We start from the raw sequence: 21,716 nt of genomic DNA, 5'->3' as shown, positions 1-21,716 counted from the left end.
GATCTGGGCGCTATTGGCGCACGATCGAAAGTATGAGCGCGCTTACGTCAGCACCAGAGCCGCATGAACAGATCGTTACGTAGCAGTTGATGAGTTTTACAACATGAGTACGTTGAAAGGTTGCGCAAGGTAATTGAGTGTGATGGCAAACAGGTCAGACCGGGACTCACGAAACCTGAACTTACTTTAGAGCCAAGAGCTCGTCAAAGAAATTAGGTGTGAGTCAGCGGATTCCATCAAGGCCAGCAGGGTTCAGTCTGCAACAGGGCCGGATATAAAACTGCATCCTTATCTGTTTGGCAGTACACAAAAAAACCTTGGCAAATAGGAGGCGTCCATATAAAAGTCAGTAGCCGCCGGGCTACCCCCGGCATGTACCCACGGAGTAGCAACCGTTACAGGTAACGTGGATTTCCGTAAAATACCAACGCACGCACTCCGTAGGCCGTTAAATGGGGACAGGGTAATTTTCGCAAACAGCGCGAAAAAAACTCTGACCCCATTTAACTACTGCCGCAACTCACTTCGACGCCACCAGCTCATGGTAAGCGCCCAACAGCTCAGCCACGGTAGCAAACCCATCGATCCGCAACCACGGTTTTCCAGGCGCAGCACGCAACAAGGTCACCGGGTTATGGTTCATCTTGTCACCACGATAGACATCAAAAGCACGCTGCGTTGCGATACTCGCCGCCACCGTCCCGGTGTAATGCTGCCACTCAGGCCCCGCCCCGTATTTTTTTGCATACTCCCGCAGCCGCGCAGGCGTATCCTGCTCCGGATCGATCGAGATAGACACCATATGCACCTTGTCGCGATCACTGCCCAGGTCACTCTGCAATTGCGACAGCGTCTGACTGATCATCGGGCAGATCGAAGTGCATGTGGTGTAGATGAAAGTCAGAATCACCGGCCGCCCGTCATTCAGCTCATTGACAAGCGACACGGCTTTGCCATCTTCCCGTACCAGCGACACCGGTGGTAGCGTGTAGTCCACTGTCGAACGCGTGATCTCCGACATCATGTGATGGTGGTGAGCATGCGGGTCAGGTGCGTTTGCAGCGGATACGCCGGTTGCTGCGGCATGGGCAACCGGCGCAATCATCCCGGCAGCTGTCAGCGCCAAGACACCGACCAGGTATCTGATGACTGTTTTCATGATAATTGCTCCTAAGATTCGATTCGTGAACAGCAATTTCGCCTAACCGCACCGCATCGTGCCGCTACGGCACAATCCAGTCACCATCAGCAACCAGCCGCATACCGTCAGGTTCGGCGAAACGGACGATATACCCTCCCTTGGAGGCAAAGCGCTGACCCGATGCAAGTGTCAGGCGCGGATAGTAACCAGTGAGGATTCGGCGTTCCAGCATGTCCTCGATGCGCTCGACCAGATAATCGCGGACAAACGTGTCAACCATGTGGCTCAACGTCTCTGCCAGCAGGCCGCAGGCAAGATAGGTATCTGCCTGCACCTGGATAGACACCACCGGAATGCGCCGGATCGAAAACCAGCCAAGCGCATAGTCGACACGGACGCGCCGTCGATCCGGCAGGTCGAAGGGATAAGCCAGGCGCGTGCTCCCACGCCAGCTCGACGGCAACGGTGAGCGCTCGAGTCCGCCCATCAATCCCGACATGAACACGACCGCCGGCATCGGTGTGGTGGGAAGCGCAGCGATGTCGGCTGGACGTAGCCACAGGACAATCACATCCGTGCCTGCGACCCCGCGCAGCGCATTAGCAATGCGCTCACCCGGCGCCAGCACACGACTTGAGACAGAGATGCCATGATGTTTCAGTGCCGCATCAAGTTCCTGGGCGCCCGCCTCGCCACTGTCGTCGGCGCGATATATCTGGCGCACATTTTTCGCTACGGTACCACTGCCCGCATCGAGTATTTTTTTTGCGATCAGATCCGCTTCCAGCATGACTCCTTTGGAAAAATACAGGGAATAAAAATCATTACCGGTACCGACCGGCGCTTCGACGTTTGGAAAAAGACAGGGTATGGCTTCATGCTCGCAAAACGCATGGACCGGCGCCCATGTCTTGCCCCCTAATCCTGACACCACGGCAAAGACCGGCTCCTCGGCCAAATGCCGCTTCAATTGTGCTTCCCAGGTCGCCGCCGGGCCAGTCAGGTCCCATACATGCAACTGCCAGCGGCGATTCACCATGAACATCATTTTGCGCGAGGTACGCAAGCGCGGAGTCGCGCCGAGCGGAGACGCGTTCTTGTCAGCGAAGTAGTGCTCGAGCACATCCAGCATGCCTCGCCGCTTAACAGGATCGGCATCTGGCGTAATGATGGTGGCAAAGTGCAGCACCGTATCCGTGACCCCGAGCGGCCTGCGCTTATCGAGACGCTTCAGGTAGGCGATTAGCGCCGTCATGTCGGTGTCGTTCAACGCGAACTGCGGCATCAGATAGCTAAGTGGCTTGCCTTCCGAATTGAGACCGGAGCGAATCGCCCTGGCGATGGTCTCGTCGGTATACGGATCGCGATCTGCGCGCATCCCGTCGACGTAGGGCAGATCGATATCCTCCATATTTGTGGTGCGCGGGTGCAACAGGTAGCGTCCGGTGATTGGGGGAATGCTGTTGCGGCCGGCTTTGGCGCCAAGACCGCTAGGCCGATGGCAATTGATGCAGGCCGCATCTGCACCGTACAGACGCACACCTGCCTCGCGGGTGGCCTCAAGCGGCTCGCCTGAGCCCTGTATGCCATGCCTGAAGATCGCTTCACCAACATCTGCCGTCGAATTGTCATTAGTCACGCTGGCGTGTATCGGCGCGAGTGGCGCGGCGAACAGGAGACCGCTATCAAACGGCAACGCAAACGAAAGCACAAGTGCAAGCAATGCAAGCCGCCACACTTGTGCCAAGACGACCCCACGGAGAAATACTTTTATTCTTGCAAACGCGTTCCCTCTGCCAAGCATCCGCGAAGCCAGCCATGTGGACTCCGCGCCAGGCCTCGACAGTAGCGCGGCCATGGCTAACGCGCCGGCCGCTCGGTTCCGCGAGCGGCCGGCGAAGTGTCGACAGTTATCGAAACCGGATTATTACGCCCCTGCGTTCCGGGTTTGGCGAATCTCCAGTCCTCCAATGGCGGATTAAGTGCGATCTTTTCAATCACAAGCTTGTTCTTGACTTGAGTCGTGCTCATGCCGGTTTCAATAATGGCAGGAATCTGCAAACCTTCGACGTTCTGGTAATTGCGGTAAAACACTGATATCGTCGCCGTCTGGCCGATCGCGCTGCGTGTTTCGCGATCGTATTTGACATCCAAAAAAGTCTGGGCATCGATCCATATGTGATGACTGATACCGGACGGCAATCTGACATTCAGTCGATAGGCCTTATGTCCCTCGACTTCATCAAGCCCGTCGAGGCTGACGGCAATCCCCTTGGCCTGATAATCGATCAGGGGACCGTCGATGACTTGTTCCTCGCGCGCAAATTTCTGCTCATCCGGCGTGTAGGCCTGCAGATCTGGCTTGCCGTTGCGGGTCGGACGCAACTTCCAGCCATTGGTGCCGTCATAAACGCGCACGGCCACCTGGTTGAGTGCCGTGATTTCAAAGCGTGTCTTATTCGGACGTTTCAGCTCGAGCACAAACGGCAGAGTAGGCACAGTGACGTTCGCGCTTTCCACGTGCCCGACCCAAACCATGGTCTGAATCTTGCGCCAGGCATCCCTCCCTCCTCTCGCAGCTTCGTTTTTCTCGACGATCTGGGCCGCACTCAAACCATGCTCGCCGCTTTGCCCTACCGCAGGCTCTTGCGCAAGGGCGAACGCCGGAAGACCCACCGACACGTAAACACACGCGCAAACACAAGCGAAAAATACTCGCACAGCGATCTGGTTTGAAGACAGGTTCATGGTCGTCCATCCCCTATTCGCCGGATGCCTTGGCCACCGTCAACGGCGGTTTCGCAAACAGGGCGTCGTCCGCCGCTGGGTTCAGCGTCACCTGTTGGATACTGATCTTGTGGCTGGCTTTGGCGCCTTCGACGACAGTCTCCATCAGATAGGGCAAAGTCAGCCCTTTTTCGGTCTTGTAGTCGCGGTAGTAAATGGCTACATTGTGCATTCTGCCGTCGAGCTTGCGTGGTTCGCCGTCGATTTTCAGCTCCAGAAAACTCTTGGCGTCGATCCACAAGCGCCGCTGTACGTGATCTTTCATCGTCAGTTTCAGTTTGTAAGCACTATGCCCCTCCACCGACTCCATACCCAGCAACTCAACCGTTGTGCCTTTGGCAGCATAGTCAATCAGCGGGCCATCTAATTCCCCCAGCGTGGCGGCCGATTTTGTTTCGGCAGGCGTGAACGGCTCTACTTCATTGCGTCCCAGGAAGGGTCTCACCTTCCAGCCTTGCGTGCCATCGTAGACCTGCACTGCAGTTTGCTCCTGGAAGCGTAGCTCGAAGCGGCTCTTGTGCGGCCGCTTCATGGTCATCACGAACGGCAAAGACGTTTCTTTCTTCCCGCCAACATCGATTTTTCCCGACATGCTCAGGCTGCTGACTGCGTGCCAGGCTGGCAGCCCGCCGCGCGCAGCCACATTCTTGTCGACGATCTGCGCCGCACTTAACCGGCCTGCCGGGGCGCTATCGGTTGCCACGGGCTTGGTGGCGGCGGCCGCCGTAACCGCCATCGAGGACGTGGCCGTAAATGACGCCAGGCCAAAGGCCAGCAAGAGAATTCGGTTCATGAGTACATCCCCCCCCTTAGTTCTTAGTTCAATCGTCACAGATCGCGCTCGCACGTGATCACTCAACCACTAGTCCGTCAAAATGAGCGGAACCGATCGTTACATTGACGCGGTCCCCAGCTTTAATCAGATTTCCCTTATTGGAAAAAACCATCCAGTATTCCTGCCCGATTTCGGGCGTGCCGGTCTGCCGCAACTGGCCGATTTTGTCCATCACGGGAATTTGCAGCAAGGCATGGCTCCTTTGCCCGATCATGTAAGGCGTCACGTTCTTTTCGCCCAATGCTTTGGCTCTGGCAGGGTCGGTAACACGGTAGCTGAAGCGGATCAGGTTACCCGACGCGGTCTGGCGCACGGTTAAATTGTCGACGCCGCCATAAGCCTGGTAAAAGGTCCTGGCGTGCTTCGGTATTTTCACTGGTTGATAACGAGAAGACTTGCCTGCCGACGCACGCGCAGTACCGGGAGCAGCCGACGAAGCCTGCTGCTCCTGGGCAGATTGAGCCGAGGACGCAGCGCTCCACAGACTGCACGCTAGCAGCGTCGCCATGGTCGCCAATTTCACTGTCTCTCTGGACGTGTTCATATTCTTCCCTGTTGGCCACGTTGGTCACGCGGCCTACGTTGTCCATTCTTGCGCTAGATGTTCGACTCCAGAGCGCCGGCACATGCCTCAATCACTTCCTCTTTTTTCGCCGCCGCCAGTTGTCCGGTGATGGATTCATAGCCACGCTGATATTCCCTGCTCTTGCGCACCGCCGCCAGTTCTTCAACAGACACATCGCTGGTCAGGGGCGTCAACAATTCGCGGTACCTGACGCTATCCGCCGGCTTGACCTGGCTGCAATGGGCAACCACGGCCTCCATCTGCCCAAGCCTTACACCATCTACCGCTTGCGCAGCCGTGGCCGCCAGCGAGAAGCCGGCCGCCGCACACAAAGAAACCAGTAAAGAGAGCTTCATGTTATTCCTGCCTCCCAACAGATTGCCGCTAAAAACAGCCGGGAGAATAGCTCTCTCTCAAGCTGCCAACTGCAGATTCCCAGGCTGCCTGCGGCAATCTCCCGCAGGCAGCATGACCTTAAACGGACGTCACCTTCCGGTTCCCGTCAAAGTCGATGTCTGGCTACCTGCCGCATCGCTTACAGATATCGTTGCACTCTTGGCGCCGGTCGAGTGCGGCGTGAATCGCACGGAAACTATGCAAGTCGCGCCCGGGTTCAAGGTTGTAATCGTCGTGAGCTGACCGAGAACAAGGGGGCCGCAGGTCGACCCCAGCGCGTTGATGGCATAGTCAGCCGGGTTCGTGCCTGCCAAGGTTCCGTTCGTGATGCCGGTGAGCGCTACGTTGCCGGTATTGGTCAGCGTAAAGCTCTGGAGCGGCCCCAATGTCGAGCTCAACAATACCGCAGTACTGGGCGCAGCCCACGTGGTCGGAGCCAAGGCTGCGCTGACCACGGCGGCGGCGCCGCTACCGGTGAGGGGCACTGGCGAGCCCGAGACCGGCACGTTGGCGCCGATGGCTAGCGTCCCGTTTGCGGCACCCGTCGCTGTCGGCTTGAATACCACGTTGATGGTGCAGGTGCCAGCTGCAGCCAGCGTCGTACCGCAGCTGCCGCCCGATGCCGCCCGGGCAAAGCTGCCGGTGAACGTCAGAGTAATGCCTGTCAGCGTGGCGCTGCCGGTATTGTGCAACGTCAGGGCTTGCGAGGCGCTGGTGCCGCCGACCACCGTACTGCTGAAGGTCAACGAGGTTGGCGTTACATTCGCGGCGGCAGTGGGCACTGACACGAACTCGACCGCACCGATATCGAAGCTTCCGCCTTGCGGCCTGGTGGTGCCAAAGAAGTCTTTGGTAGGCGCATTGGCCGAAGTCCCGGTATTGATCGCCGGCGACCCCGCCGCAATGGCGTAGTTACCGAGTGGCAAACCGTAGCCTGCGCCACCCGACGCGATGGTTGCATTGGTCAATGAAAGCGGTCCGTAGAACATGTTGATCCACTGGTTGCCTTCATCCGGTGTTGCCGCAGGCATCAAGGTGAACAATGGGTTTGGCAGGACAGCATCGGAGATGCCCGGAGGCACCGCGAAGCCGACGCCGCCACCTTCGGGCGGCACCCGCGAACCATTGCAGTACTGGCTTACCACAGCTGGATTGGTACCCAGGTTGCTTGCTCCCGGATAGTCGGCAGCGTCAGTCAGGATCGAGAATTTCGGACTGAGCGTCAACCCGGAACTATGATTGTTCGGCGCAGTGTCGCCAAAAGCGCCGATGTCCCAGTAGACCGCATGCGAGTCGCAATAGCCCGTTTTTTGGCCAGCCTGGTTCAAAGTCGGATTCAACGTCACCACGTTTTGCAAGCCCGGTATCGCCGGATTGAGACCGCCTACCGTGATATAGAAGGCACGGTTCTGCCAGAACAGATTGTTAGTCATCACTGGATTCGAGAACGTCGTGCAATTCGGCAAACCGGCAGGACAAGCCACGCTTGGCACTGTGAACGCCGTAATCAGGTTGGTGGTGTGACGCGCTGTTTCCAGACCTGCCGGCTCATATTGCGAGGTGGTGATCGGGCTGCAGGTTGTTTGACTGCCGACCGTCGTGCAATTCGGTGGCGGCACATTGGCTTGCGTAGCTGCGTCGGTGTTGAACAGCACGCCGGCCGAAGCGGTGGTGTCGTTGGAAACGATGGTGTTATTGATGAAGTTGACACGCACGGCATCCTGCAACGAGACGCCGCCTCCGGCCCAGCCGGCGACGTTATTCGCAATGATGTTGTTGGTGACGTTGACTTGATACCACGCATTCGCATTGTTAGGACTGCGCGCCACCTCCGTACCATTGACATTCTGCAGCCGCAGGCCGCCGCCCTTGCCGCTTTCAGCCGTATTGCCGATGATCAGGTTGGCGTCAACCTTGATGCCAGGACCGGCGCCATCGGACAGCTCAGGTGCGCAATCCTGGTCGACCGCGGCGTTTTCGCAGAAAGTACCGTCCGGAGCGACGCCCTGGACAATGATGCCACCGCCGTAGGTCGGCAGCGTCGGGTTGTTGCTCTGGTTGAAGAGGACCCAGTTGTGCGAGATGTCGCCGTTATAGCTGAAGCCGAAGTGCGCCATGCCGCCGCCGTCGCCGCTGCTCATGTTGCCGCACACCCAGTTGTAGTTGAAGTGGTAGTTGTCAGCCCCCGAACAGAAAGTGACGCCACCGGCCGAGGACGGCGTGGTGGAGTTGATTTCATCGCCGTAGGATGAGTTCAACGTGACCGAGTTGTGATGCACATTGACAGCGTTGTTGAAGCCGTATGGCAGTTGGGTCACGCCATCCGCAGCGAAGGTGCCGTCCGGAACTTCCACCTGGCCGACGGTAATGCCGCCGGTGAGGGTACCGGCATTGCCGAAGACACGGTTGTTGGCGACTTCCATATTGTGGTTCCAGCCGTGCAGGAAGATGCCGCCGCCGCCTTGAGAGCTGTTGTTGAAACTGATGCCATCGATGCGCGACGGATTGCACAGGAAGTTACTAGGATAGCTTGTGCAATCCGCACTGCTAGCCGTGAGCGGCGTGAAGATGCCATTCGCAGTGAAGTTAGGATCGGCTTGCAGGACCCCGCCCACCAGCACGTCGCGTACTCCTTTTGCCAGCACGGTAATGGCGGCGCCTTCATACGCTCCCATCAGCGTCGGTTCTATCAGGAGTTCGCCCAGATTGCCGTTAAGATTGGTGTCCCAGCCGATATTCGGCTCGAGCGGGATCGGATCCACCTTGCGCAGCATCGCCGCCGGACACGTGTAGGTACCGGTCGGATCGTAGGGGTTGGCCGATGTGATCAAGCCACCGTTGAGCGCCACGCCAAACAGGCAGTCGACCTGGCGCCGCCACGGATCCATCTTGCCCGACGGATGGGTGTTGGCATTGACTGTTACCGAGGCAGCACCGACGCCTTGCAGCCGGATCGGCTTCCACATGAGCAGCATTTCGTTATACAGGCCTGGGCCGACCATGAGCATGTCGCCCGGAGTGGCGCTGTCGATCGCGCTCTGGATGGCATTGCCTGCGGCATTTTCGCCATTGATGTATTTCGGCGTGTTGCCGCCAATGGTGACCGTGACCGTGTCGATCGATTTCTTGCCGGCGCCGGTCGTGATCACCAGCTCACCGCAGGTTGCAGGGAGCAATGTCCCGCGCTGCTGGACCGGGCAACTCGACTGCGCCGCAGTCAATGCGGGCGCCAGCACCGTGATCTGCGTATCGCTCCACGATGACACGAACGCATTGACGCCGCCGATCGTTACCGATCCGCTACCCTGCGTCGCCCCGAAGCCATAGTGACGCGTGATGAACTTCTGGTTATATGGCGCGGTAGTGGCAGCCGGTCCGGAATAGGCGTGGTTCAGCACTTGCGCGTCGCCCGTGTTATTGATCGCAGTGATCGTCAGAGCGGCGCCTGCTGTACTGACCCAGGGGCCGGCACCACCGCTGACTGCCGTGCCGGTCACCTTGCCGATAGCAGGGGTGGCGTCCGGATAGGCGCAGTCAGGCGGATTGTAGCCTTCGGCGAAGGCCGAGACCGGCACCACTGGCGTATCCATATACTGGGTCTGTCCTGGCATGAACGGAATCTCGTAGCAGAACTGGCTGTAGGCCGGATTGTACAAAGGATCGGTGATGGTCTGGCCGGGGTGTGCCGGATCGGGAATCGGCCCCGGGTCGTTCATGCAGGTGACCATCATGGTTGGTGCGTACCCGGTTGGATTTGGCGGATTGACTTCCCAGGTCGAATAAGTCATGCCATTGAAGATACCCCACTGGTCGGAATACACACGGGAAATTTCAGTGCCGGTGAAATCCTTAAACGATACCGGTACGTTGGGGACGGCGAACTTCTCACCGAACTGCGGTGAATACGGATCGAATTCCGAGGAAAAATCGTCCAGCATGAAACCGGTGTAATGCGCGGCAACGTGGGTTGAGCTGAACACCCAGAATTTCGCCAGCACCGTCATTTGCGGGTCGAGCCGCACTTCCTTGCGATCGCACAGATTCCGCGAAGCACCCGCGAACGGCGCGACTTCCTGCGAGCCAGGGAACAGGCTGATGTAATCAGGCACGATACGCAGTGCACCGGCGCAGGGCCAGAAGGTTTCGACACTGCCGGTGTCGCCTTCATGCCGGGGCGACGAGCCCAGGTTGGTGGTCGGATTCTGTGGATTGTTCTGGTTATAAGTGCCATTCACCGCGGCCTGGTCAGGCAGGATGAAGATGCTGCCCAAACCAGCGAACTGCTGCGTCACCGGAGCAATATAGTTATCGCCGATGAGGATGTTCTTATCTTCCTCTTTCACCAGTTCATAACCCGGTGGCAAGATCATTTCCACCACGTACTTGCCTGCAGGTAGCATGACGGTACCGTCACCGCTTGGATTCGGTACGCAGATAGTGCAGTTGCTGGCTGTCGGTTTGCCAGTGGTCGGGCTGGTCGCCGTCACGCTAGGGAATTTGTACATACCGTCGTAAGGCGCCGGCTGCAGATGGTTGAAAGAATGCATGCCGTCGTAGCATTTGAACTGCGCATGCGCGGACAAGGGCCTTTTCAGCGGATCGAGCCACTGGGTACTGTCCTTCAGTGTAAAGAAGAAGGGGTCGGTGGTTTCCTGGCCGGGGCAGTTCATGTTGGGAACGCCGTCGGAACGGAAGCCCTGCGCCCAATCGTCCCAACTGCTAGTCTGGGTGGTGTCCACCAGAGTCAAGCTGGGGCTGCCATCTGCAGCCGTACCCTTTTGGTACAGATTGATGGTGACGTTAGGAACATTCGGCGTCCAACTGGTGTGAATCAGCAACGCCGGGTCATCGAATGGCCGTGTCGAAGCGTAAATCACCTCGCCCTTGATCCCGCCATTCTCCGTGTCGGCGAACGGCTTCTTGCCGAATTCGATGAACGAACTCTGGCCGGAGAAGCCCTGCCAACCCATAGTAGTTACCCATGGCGGATCGATGCGGCCGGTGGATGGATTGGCGGCACTGCTGCCAGGGCCGTTCAGGATCGAAAACCCGGTGCAGTCCGCATTGTCGCAATACACCGCTCCCGGAACCCGCTGAGCGACAGGGAGGTGAGCCGTAGCCGATTCCAGCGTATTGGCAAAGTTCGCGGCAATCGACGAGCTGCCGCCGCCAGGCGTGCCGTCCGGTGGACCGCCGGCGTCATAAACCACGTGTACGCCAGTCTGTTTGAAACGCGTCGTATCGGCTTCAACCACGTACCAGTTGAACAACGGGAACACCTCGTTGAATCCGGCGAAACCGTTGAGGTCCGTGTTGTTGAAATTGGAATAGCTGCCGTCGCGGAAGCGGATATTGGTCGGCACCAGTGTCAGCCCCGGTTCGTTGTCTTGGGACACGCCGTCGCCGTTGGTGTCGAGGTAAGTCCTGGTATACAGATTGGTATGCCATTGCAGGACCGGCAGATCGCCGACGTTTTTATTCTGGTTTCCGGTCAGTTGCACCGCTGTCGCAAGGCCGTCGACAATCTGGTCGTTCCACTGGTCAAGGACGGTCAATCTGAACGTGCCGTTGGGTATGCCGCTAAAGCTGAACTTGCCATCGGCGTCGCACTTGGTGAATGCAATATCCTCGCTGTCCGGATCGCCCAGGCTCACATAGCACTGCGTGAAACCAAGCGAGGTGCGCGAACCGCTGCCATACAGATTCTGGTTCGGCGGACGGCTGTAATGCAGGTTGGTGATCCGGCCACTGACCGAATTGGTGCACGAGAGGCCGCTGCCGGATGGCGCGGCGTCGCACAACCCGGTTGCCTGCGCGTTGGTGCGGCGGTCATTGATGATTTTCGGGTTGGCGAAACCAACTGTGACATGGAAACCGGCTGGCCCGAACTCTTGGAAATAGGCCGGCCCGGCTACCTTGACGAATGCATCATGGGCTTTCTGTCCGTCTAGCGTGTTGGTTTGCAGCCACTCTTCTCCCCTGCCGATGCGGTCGGCTGCCGGTGTGGCGACTACGCCGTACCTGCCTGGCATGAGGTTGGCAATCACTGCCTGGCCGACCAGAGGCGAATTAGTCACGCCATCCGATTCATATTTCGGACAAGTTGGAATCATGCCTACCAGGCCGTCGCTCGACTTTGAAATCGGGCAGGCATTGAGCCCGGTAGATGGATCGATCATTCCCTGCAGAGAGTTGGACAGCGGCATGTTGAACATGTCATAGGTCATTTGTCCGGTCGGATCACCGGTGCCGCCGGCGTCGTCGAACAGCTTGATCTCAAAACCGCCCAGTCCTGGCTCGCGGGCAGTGCCGAAGGCGTCCAGACCACCACTGACGTCGATTTCACCGTTGAGCGGAGCGTCATCCTCGAACACATACACGGAAACCTTCGCAGTCTGGAACGGCGTCTGTTGCAAGAGTACGTTGACAGCAGTCATCGCCGGCATGATCGAGGCGCCGCCCATGCCATGGCCGCAAGTCCCGGTTCCGGGGGCAAAATCCGCTCCGCCAGGGCCCGATGGACAATCCAGGGCGATGCTGAATTGCCGCTGCGGTCCGTTGGGGTTGCTCGCACTGACCGGCACTGGCGCACCGGCGCCCGCTGAGAACGTGTTGCCGGCATCGCCTGGCAAAATCGAGATGTAGTAGTGCTTGGTCGGGTCCAGCGCAACCTGGCTGGGATCGACGGCGGTCTGTTGTGCGGCAGTAGTCCGGCACACGCCGTTGCCAATGTCGCACACGGCTGGCGTACCCTGCACTTTCTGCCCGGATTCGCAAGCGACGGTGCCGACGCAGCCCGCCGCGACCACCGGCATGTAGCTGGTATGGAAACTGGTGCCGACGCTCGGAACCGGCAGCGGCGGGCAACTGGCCGGCCGCGTGCTTGAGTTCGTCTGGCAGGCAGGGTCGATCTGGAAGCTGCGGTCTTCCTCGATGATCCAACGGTAGTCATTGATACGCACCGGCGTAGCCGTCTTCATGCTCGGGCCGTCAAACACTTTGACGGCCAGGCCGCTGCCGCCCTTGAACGTCACAGTGACGGTGGCCAGCGCCGAAGACGTATTTTGCGAATTCACGGCGGAATATTTGAACGTCACCGTGGCGGTAGCCGCACCGACGGGAGCGGCTGTCGGCGCAGCCGTGAAAGACCCGTCCGGGTTCAACGCGACGGTGCCGCCAGTGATACTGCTAGGCGCCGAGGCTTTCAACGGGTGTCCGGCAGGATCCTTATCGTTCGCCAGCACCCCTGGCGCACCGATCAGCACGCGCGATGCGATGGTGCTGGTATAGCTGTCGTTATTGGCGATCGGCGCGCCACCCAGGCAACTCGAACCCGCAGTACAAGCGGCCAGCGTCACTGTTGCCGTAAGCGCCGGATTGCCGTTCGCCATATAGGTGAAGCTGTCGGTAGTGGTGCCGGCACCCGGCACATAGGTAAACGTGCCGTCAGGATTCAAGGTAAGCGTGCCGTGCGCAGGCGGTGTCGCCACCTTCACGCCATAAACCCGGACGTCATTGGCGATCACGCCCTTGGCCGGATCCGTGACGGCAAGGGTATTGCCCGGGACAAGAAAATAATTGTCGGGATTGGCAATCGCATTCTGCGTACCGGAGGCCACGGGCAAGGCGCCGCCATTGACGCTGATATAGGCCAGCATGCCGCCGTCGCGCTGATTATTGGTGGACAGGCTGAGCTGGCGATCGTACACCGGCAACGCCAAGGCTCCCGCTGCAGGTGCATTCATCAACACGTCGTAGGTCTTGCCTGCGGCCAGGAAAACTTCGCTCTGGATCCGTCGGGCACCTGGCAGGAGGTTGCCGTCTTCCGCAACCAGCCCGAAACCGGAAGCGGCCGGGATGCCAGTTTGCGCTCCAACCACGGTCGGAACATGCATGCGCAGGCCAGCGTTGACGAAACGCACCAGAACCTGACCGGTGGTGGCAGGTGCGGCAATAGAAAATTGGGACTTGATTTCGTTGGTCCGGTCAAACGAAACGCCGTTGATCAGGTAATAGCGTGGATCGTAGTTCACTGCCGGCGGATAACAGGTGCGGAAGACCGTCGATGGCGAGGCCGGATTGCCGCACCCGCCGGGCTGTCCGGACCATACCTTGGTTTCGCTGAAACCGGTAGTCGCCACAGCTGCCGCCACAGCGGCGTTTTGTACCGGATCGATTTCGCTGAGCACCAGCGGCACGCTGGCATCGTAGCTGACTCCCGGGTAGGCCTGGGCCGGGGTTAACCCGCTGGCGGGCGTGGTCACAATCAGCACGCCATACAAACCCATAGGCCCCTGAATCGAGGGGTGCGTTCCCGACTCGATCAGGTAAGTGCCTGGTTTCAGATTGGTCCAGCTTAATATCTTGGTCGTGCCGGTCGTCACTTCAGTGGCAAACGACTGGACCCGAGGCGCCTGGGCAGGCGGCGTGAATTGCGGGCCGGTTGCGTCACCAACGATAGGCCAGGTCGTACTTTGGGTCGCATGCGCCGGACTCGCAGTCGTCGTCGCCGTATTGCCTAAACCGCCGCCAAGCTGCCCCACGATCACCAGAGAAGTCGGCACACCTGTCGTGGCGCTTGGAGGTGTCGGCAGATTGTTGGTCAGGTTGATAATCAGATTGCCTGGCGGGGTGGTAATGACCAATGGCGACCAGCCCGTCCCGGCGTTCGGATTGGCGGCGGCGCAAGTGGCCGGCGCTACCGCAGCGGCGCTACAGGAGTAGCCCCACATCGGCACCACTTGGCCATCCGGCAGCGTGGTGTTCACGGCCTTCGCGGTCAGATTGACGCTTTGCGCGAAGGACGCGCCGCACGCCATGAAGAAAATCGACGCCGCTAGTCCGGCCTTGACCAAGTCAAAGAACCTGGTGTTGAACAGATTGGTTCTCATCGCGTTTCTCCCGCTTTATTATATTTAGTTGGCTTCGTTAATCAGGTACGCCTGTGGATCAACGAGCATCATCATCATCATTCCGCCCGGGAAGATATTGTTAGTAGTGATCTCTCGCTCATTGTGCGAGTGCCACATGAAGGCGAAACCCGCTTCGCCTGTTGGCGAGTTCGCGATCGTGCCGGACGGTGGCGTAGAACCGGTGGGGCCGACAGCGCGAGTGGTCGCATCCGGCCCGAGATAAGGGCTGCCGCCATACCAGGAACCGTTGGTCAGAATGTTCGCATCGGGCAGCGTCACAGGGCCGCCGCTGCCTACAGCGCCGAACGCATGGGCTTCCAGCGGCTTGTTGTGATCCTGGCACCACTCGTAATAGTTGGGCGCAAGCGGATCTGCCGTGTAATAGCCATTGGCATCCGGGATACAGACAACCGGCTTTCCGAGGTAAGCGGGGAAAGCCGCATCTGTGTAAACACCTCCGGCGCTGTGGCCATAGACGTCCCAGTTCAAACCCTTCCCGGTCCAGTAGAAGATGCCATCCATCGCCACGCCGGGTGTGGTGGTCGTGGTGAACAGAAGCGGTCCGGCCAGCTTGGTCGAATCAGTCTGACTCAAGATCAGGTTGCCGTCGCGGCCGAGGATGCGGACGTGATTGCCGTGCTCATGGAACGGATGCTGCCAGCGGCCGGCGCCGATGATCCGCAACAGCACCAGCTCGCCGGGATGCATGTGCGGATTGCCGTTGTATGGCTGGTGCGGGTACTGCACCGCGTAGTTCGGATCCATGTCGTCGGGCATTGAACGGCCGTTGATCATGAAATAGGCCGGATGGTAGGGTTCAGTCTCGACGGCCATGCAACCGTTAGGCTGGGTGCATGGCGCGCCAGCCTGGTCTTCCGCCTGCGAATGGATGCGTGGATCCATTTCGGAGAACTGGAACAAGTACTCGCGGTCATAACAGCTGGCGGCGTGGTTGTATGCCGCCGCGGCGTTGCGATAGTCGGTCTGGCCGTCGGGCAGCGTCGAGGCCAGCGCGCGACAGCCGGCCGGCACCGCAGTCGGCAACACGATGATCGCGCCGTACAGTCCCATCTCGATCTGCAGATCGCCCTGCGTACCGCTGTAGTAGTTGTGGGTGCCCGTAGTACTGGCGATGAAACTATAGGTGACCGAGCCACCGTGAGCGGCTTCCCGCGTCAGGAGGCCTGGCACGCCGGTTGGTACCGCAGGGCAACTTCCATCCGGGTTCAACACGGCTGTGCACACCTGGAATCCGGGGAACAGGATCGAGGTGTTGCCTGCCGCCGCCGGCAGGTTATTGGTCAGCGTCACCGTCACCTTGTCTCCCTGGCGGACGATCAGCGTCGGCCCCGGAATTTGCATGCTCGGACAGGTCGCACCGGTGATCGTAGCAGGGGCAAAACCGGACGGCGCAGTGCGGCAGCCGTAGCCCCATGAATAAACGCTCGATCCGTCAGGCTGGCTGATGCGATTGGCTTCCGCACTGAAGTTGAAACTAGTCCCGGTAATGCCGGGGGCCGCAGCCCTCACCGGCGCTACGTAAAACATGGCGAGCCATGCGGCAAGTGCAGCCGTGGCGAGCCATGCAGCCTTCCCGCTCCAGTTATTATTGATAGTGTGGCTCACGGCTCTTCTCCTAGGCGCAAGACTTGGTGTTCGGGTTCACGCTATTGCAAATGTGAACCTCGGTCATCAAGCCGCCAAAATTCTCGGCATCATTCGACAGGTGGTCGAGGTTCGGCGTGTACAGGTAATACACTTGCCCCGCCGGGTACCTGGTAGTGTCGCTGGCATCCAGAATCACGTCGATGGACTCGCCGCCGCCAAGCGTGATCGAGTTGGTTTTGTAGGTCAGGTCGTTACCGGACAAGTCGCGCAGCAACCTGGCGTTCACACCGATCACGTGCATCGGGATACCGAGCGAAGCCAATGTCTGGAACTCGGAGACGTCGAGATCTGAGATCCTGAGCAACGCCTTGCCGCCGACAGGAATGTTGATGATGGTTGGCAGCGGCTGCGAGAAATGTTCGGTGCCATCCGCCGACTGCGTGTGCATGGCGTTCGGATTGACAGTATCCGGATAGCTGCGGCCATTCAGCAGGAAGTGCTTGTCCTTCATATCGGTAAACGGCTCCGGATTGAAGGTCATGCCGACGAAATGGAAGTTGGGATCGAAGCCGTGGATCTGCACCGGATACTCGACGTCATAAGCGGTCGAACCATCGCCGTCGTTGTAGGCGTACAGCGTTGGCGTGCCAGCCTTGTTGTTGACGTGCGTGATTGCATTGGACGGCGGCAGCGGCGAAGAACACAGGATGTCGGTGCCGCACTTGGTCCGCAAATCGCTTTGTTGCGCCACCAGGCCCGCATACAGCGTGCCGCTGGCGACCCGGTTCTGGCGCGGCCGCACGTAGATCTGGCCGACCATGCCCATCTGCAGATGTTCCGGCGGCGTGATGTGGCAATGCCAGAAATAGGTTCCTGCATCCGGCGCCAGATAGTAATAAGTGAAGCTGCCGCCAATATTGATCGCGACCGAGGCATCCGGCACGCCGTCATAGAACGCGGAGGCGTTGGGGTAGCCATGGAAGTGCACCGTGTGCTGCTCGAACAGGTCGGGACGCATGATCATGCCGACATTGGTCAAGGTGAGGAAGAATTCATCATCCTCGTCAATCGCCATGGTTGGCGCCGGAATGTTACCGTTCATGACGCCGACATCCATGATCGGCCGTGGATCGACGTGGCCTGTCAACTGGTTAGGCGGTACGGAATCCGGGTCCGGGGTGAGACCGACTGCACCGTTGAAGGTCGTACTCGGAGATGGATCGCCGATGCCGACACCGGTAGAAACCTGGTTGAACACCGACGCCGGCTCCGTGCCCGGCAGGCCATGAATTATGTCGACCAGCCCTGACAACGGGCCGAAGGCGAACAGGTAAGTCTGGGTACCGTCGGCCATCGTCGCATAACCATCGCCGCCGCCGATTTGCTGGCATTTGATCGAACCGCCGGCCGGATTAGGGTTGGTAGATGGCGGCGTTGGGTGCAACGCGGTAACCGGCGGGCATTGAACCCGGAACGATTGGGCGAACACAGGCGATGCAAAAAAAACCAATAGCAGCGCGTATAAGCCGCGGCTAAATAATTTCGTGCTGAACATATGACCTCCATCATGCTCCGTCTACGCTATGCGCCCGGAGCGTCGTCATTTACTTCATCTACAACCGTGGTCGCCGATTGCCATTTGCTTACCCGTCTCAGCGCCATCCCAAAATCATTACGCCCTGCGATCCGGCGCCACCCGTGCTCGTCGCCAGACCGCGCCATGACTCCATCAATTCGACTGCATACCGTTACTCGTCCCACGCATCACCACCGATTGCAGTTTCCAACGAGCTTCTACCGTCGTACCGCTGCCGGGCGAGGATTTGATCGAAAAAAAACCGCCAGTGGACTCCGCCCGCTCCCGCATGCTGCGCAAGCCGATACCTTGCTGACTGACGTGGCCGCCCGCAAATTGCTTGGCGTCGAAGCCGACACCGTTGTCGCGAATGCCCAGGATCAGGTTGCCGTGTTCGTTCTGCATCGACACCGCGACCGTCGAGGCGCGCGCGTGCTTGGCGGCATTGTTCATAGCCTCCTGGATGATGCGGAATATTTCCGACTTAAGGTGCATAGGGATTTCCGTCTCCGCAACGTTAAGATTGCGTTCCAACTTTATGTCGTCGTACGCATCCTCGTATTTGCGGCAGTGCCCTTCTACTGTCGGGATCAGGCCCAAATCGTCAAGTGTGCTAGGCCGCAACTCGCTGGAAAGACGTCTTACGTCATTCATCGCGTCGCGCAGGCGCAGCACGGTCTCGTCGAGAATGTGCACTCCCTCTTGCAGCTTGCCTTGCTTTAGCCTTCGCGATGCGTCCTCGACCATGAATTTGATCATCGCCAATACCTGCCCGATGCCGTCGTGCAGTTCCGACGAAACGCGTTTTAGCTCGACCTCATGCGCAACAATCAAGCGATTGGCAAATTGTTGAAGTTCCAGTTCGGAGTGCTGCAGCGTGTGCGACGAAACCTGGCGCTTGGCTTTTTCTGTCAGCATCAACATCATCGAACTCGCCACGCCATCGACATGATCGATGGGTACCGGCACCACCAGCACAGCACTCTTGCGGCCGCTGCGGCCATGCAAAACCAGATCGAACGGCTCAAAATTATTCGTCTTGGGACCATGCAGGAGCAATTGGCTAAAAGCGCTGTCTCCCTCTACCACCAGACGCATCAGCAAGGTGCCCATCAGCTCCTGCACCTTGAAGCCGAGCATATCTGCGGCGGTATCGTTGATGCTGGAAATGGCGCCTTCGTTATCAATAACGATGGACGATATCCCGAACAGGTCCGTAAGCTCGCCAAATTGCGGCTCAGACAATTCAATCTCGGTGCGCATTTTTCGCATCACTCCAAGCACCTGCTGCAATTTCAACATAGCCGTTCCCCTTCTAGGCTCTTTTTATACTGTCGTCCTGCCTGTTGATGACTGCGGGACTACCATCGAAGCCGCGGTGCAAGGAATCGAGGATAGAGTGGCGACTGGTGACTGTAATGGGGAAGGTCGGTGCGGACATGGACAAGCGGTGGAGCATCGCCTGGAACTGCTGCACCCTCGCGGTTGCCACAGCATTCCAGTGCAGCCATGCCGGTCAGCGTGTCAGGCCGCCCAAAGAAAGGGGCGCGACACAATGCAACCACAGATAACCAAGACGCATTTATGTGACGATAGGCCAGCATGCTACCTCTCCCTGTGGAATGCCTTCCCGTTCGGACTTTTTATGGCATTCGCTCTTATTTATTACTTTGATCCATTTGGCGCCATCCGTCAGTGGATGAACACCCGCAGAATCCGGTAGGGTTTGCCCGACTAAAATTTAGTGTAGTCGAACAATCGTTACCTCGATATGAACTTATTAAAAATATATCCGGCGCTGTGGCGCTCCGTATTTACAACCGCCGATAAAAATCAAAGCAAATGCCCCCCTGTCACCGGCACGCAGCGCCACGCCTGTTTCGCACCTATTTGTAATGCGCCAGTACTTTTGGAACATATTTCTGCGTTTCGCTGTAATTGGGAATGCGATAGCCGGCTCGAATCACGGCTTGCTCACCGGCGTTGTACCCGGCCAGCGCGAGCTCTACATCGCCTTGAAATAATTTAAGCAGCCACTGGACGTACTCGGCGCCGGCGCGAACGTTTTCTCGTGGATTGTATGCGTCGGAGACGCCAAATCGGCGGGCGGTATCTGGCGTCAGCTGCATTAATCCGCGCGCGCCCTTTGCAGACAGAGCCCGCGGGTTATAGCCTGATTCGACCCGGATTATTGCATGCAGCAGATTAGGATCAAGGTCATGCAGACGAGCAGCCTCATCCACCATATCTTTGAAAGCCTTGGGAATTGCGGAAATTTTCCCAGGCGGCGCGACGACAGGATCGAATCCCGCTTTGTCTGCGCTTGAAGGCGCTATCAGCAGCATCGTTGCTTCGGGGCTGCTGAAATTTGATAGAACAATGGTGCCCCCGGCAGTCATGCCGGTGTACACCTGGGCGCGCGCGATATCCGGCACGATTAACGCCGTCAGGCACAACAGAAAAACAGATGGTGGTATTTTATTTTTCATCTTTGCTCCCCATAGCACAGGTATAGGTCAAAGCTCAGCGCAAAGAACTTGATGCAATCCCCTCATTCAGCATGGGTACTATTACCACTTTTATAGAAATAATTGATGAGAATCATTTCGATAAATTACAGAATATTGCACTCATTCAAAATACTGCCCGTGATTCAATATTCTTAATACTTGGCAAATAAATCAGGAATATAAAAATCAATCGTCAATATGCAGAAATTGAAATTTTATAATTCAAAATTAATAATAATCAGTAATTAATTACTCGCGTGAAATTGAAAATATTCAAACATTTGATCGTAATTATGGAATAACTTCCTTCACAAATAAAATCATCACGTTATTCATCAAAATTAATTTGAACTAATTTCCCATTTGTTTTTCGAAAAAACTCGATACGTGCTTTCCTTCATTCCGTGTCGGCAATTCCGCTCTTGAGTTTATATATTTCTACACTCATATTTTTAACGAATCCCCTAATAAATATGCGGGTGAGCGGGGTATTTCACTATTTTTTAAAGGAGACCGAATGCATCAATTTTTATTTGATGGAATTAACAACTATTCGTAATAGTTTTAATTTTGTAATGTTAATTATTACCTTTTCCCGAGAAGTTAGAAGAGTGCCACTTTATAGTTTGTAAAAATTCGTAAAATAAAGAGGCAAATCTCAATTTATTGTTTTCATGATTTAATAAGGATTACCAATGGAATTATTCCGCCTGAGTATCGTATATCTCCATCTTATCGCTTGCTGTGTAGCTATCGGCCTGGTTCTCACCAGTGACATTGCCATGGTCACACAATTATTCAAGGGCGATGCCGAGAAGAAACAGGATGCTGCTCATTTGAATTCTCTTAAAACGACGGTTTCACTGGCACTAGCTGCGTTATGGGTAACCGGCATTGCAGTGATTTGGCTTGATGTCTCGGTCAAAGGATTTGCCTATTATTTTTCCAACCCGAAATTGCAGGCCAAATTAACCATCGTGGCGCTGCTGACGCTTAACGGCTTCGTTCTCCACAGCGCGGTGATGCCAGCCATGGAAAAAGCCGGTTCGCTGCTGCAGATGCCCTTCAATCAGCGCATGCTGGCAATTTTCGCGGGAGCTGTGTCGGCGGTATCCTGGTTTTATGCGGCCATGCTGGGTGTTGGTCGCCCGCTGGCCTGGAAATACTCGCTAGTGCAATTGCTGGCTGCCTATCCAGCTCTGATAGCGAGTGGCTTTGTGGCGATGGTGTCGCTCACTGTCTGGTCTAAATACCGCAGCAACCTGGATTTCACCCGGTTTGTCGAAGCGCACCCGCGAGAAATGAAGTAATTGATTGATGTGCGTGCAGGCCGCAAAAGAAGTCTGCGCCCTGCACGTACCCTCTCTCAAGGCCTGCCATGACTAA

General features: G+C 57.4%; 12 protein-coding genes. 1 reads left to right on the top strand and 11 read right to left on the bottom strand.

The window, feature by feature from the left end; all coding sequences use genetic code 11:
• Positions 1 to 520: 520 nt before the first annotated feature.
• The 11 genes from BM205_RS18675 to BM205_RS18625 form a co-directional block, all read right to left on the bottom strand.
• Positions 521 to 1,159 carry an SCO family protein gene (locus BM205_RS18675; RefSeq protein ID WP_092416350.1) on the bottom strand — a complete coding sequence of 213 codons (639 nt, stop codon included), beginning with the start codon at positions 1,157 to 1,159 and terminating at the stop codon, positions 521 to 523.
• Between the two features lie 64 nt (positions 1,160 to 1,223).
• Positions 1,224 to 2,816, bottom strand: coding sequence for a cytochrome c/ABC transporter substrate-binding protein (locus tag BM205_RS18670; protein ID WP_371326513.1), 1,593 nt, complete (start codon positions 2,814 to 2,816; stop codon positions 1,224 to 1,226).
• 185 nt (positions 2,817 to 3,001) lie between these two features.
• Entirely contained in the window at positions 3,002 to 3,889 is an 888-nt protein-coding gene (locus BM205_RS18665; RefSeq protein WP_254783952.1) for a LolA-like protein, read from the bottom strand.
• Positions 3,890 to 3,902: 13 nt separating this feature from the next.
• Entirely contained in the window at positions 3,903 to 4,721 is an 819-nt protein-coding gene (locus BM205_RS18660) for a LolA-like protein (protein WP_092416349.1), read from the bottom strand.
• A 58-nt stretch (positions 4,722 to 4,779) separates the two neighbouring features.
• Complete coding sequence (locus tag BM205_RS18655) at positions 4,780 to 5,307, bottom strand: hypothetical protein (protein WP_254783951.1); 528 nt, start codon at positions 5,305 to 5,307, stop codon at positions 4,780 to 4,782.
• 53 nt (positions 5,308 to 5,360) lie between these two features.
• On the bottom strand, positions 5,361 to 5,684 hold the full coding sequence (locus BM205_RS18650; protein WP_092416347.1) for a hypothetical protein: 324 nt from the start codon (positions 5,682 to 5,684) through the stop codon (positions 5,361 to 5,363).
• A 129-nt stretch (positions 5,685 to 5,813) separates the two neighbouring features.
• Positions 5,814 to 14,615: a choice-of-anchor D domain-containing protein gene (locus tag BM205_RS18645; protein WP_092416346.1), complete on the bottom strand. Its 8,802-nt coding sequence runs from the start codon at positions 14,613 to 14,615 to the stop codon at positions 5,814 to 5,816.
• A 24-nt stretch (positions 14,616 to 14,639) separates the two neighbouring features.
• Entirely contained in the window at positions 14,640 to 16,262 is a 1,623-nt protein-coding gene (locus BM205_RS18640; protein WP_371326510.1) for a multicopper oxidase family protein, read from the bottom strand.
• Between the two features lie 10 nt (positions 16,263 to 16,272).
• The gene (locus BM205_RS18635) at positions 16,273 to 17,799 is read right to left on the bottom strand and encodes a multicopper oxidase domain-containing protein (protein WP_092416345.1); all 1,527 of its coding nucleotides are present in this window, start codon (positions 17,797 to 17,799) and stop codon (positions 16,273 to 16,275) included.
• Between the two features lie 174 nt (positions 17,800 to 17,973).
• Positions 17,974 to 19,104: a sensor histidine kinase gene (locus tag BM205_RS18630; protein WP_254783957.1), complete on the bottom strand. Its 1,131-nt coding sequence runs from the start codon at positions 19,102 to 19,104 to the stop codon at positions 17,974 to 17,976.
• 602 nt (positions 19,105 to 19,706) lie between these two features.
• Entirely contained in the window at positions 19,707 to 20,309 is a 603-nt protein-coding gene (locus tag BM205_RS18625) for a lytic transglycosylase domain-containing protein (RefSeq protein WP_092416343.1), read from the bottom strand.
• A 716-nt stretch (positions 20,310 to 21,025) separates the two neighbouring features.
• Between BM205_RS18625 and BM205_RS18620 the strand changes: the two genes are divergently transcribed.
• Positions 21,026 to 21,640 (top strand): DUF2214 family protein, encoded by a 615-nt coding sequence (locus tag BM205_RS18620; RefSeq protein WP_092416342.1) that lies wholly within the window; start codon positions 21,026 to 21,028, stop codon positions 21,638 to 21,640.
• Positions 21,641 to 21,716 lie beyond the last annotated feature (76 nt).

This window comes from Collimonas sp. OK307 (assembly GCF_900113705.1).
Classification (GTDB): Bacteria; Pseudomonadota; Gammaproteobacteria; order Burkholderiales; family Burkholderiaceae_D; genus Collimonas.
Note: the sequence above shows the minus strand (reverse complement) of the source record. Positions and strands in the feature narration are given on the sequence as shown.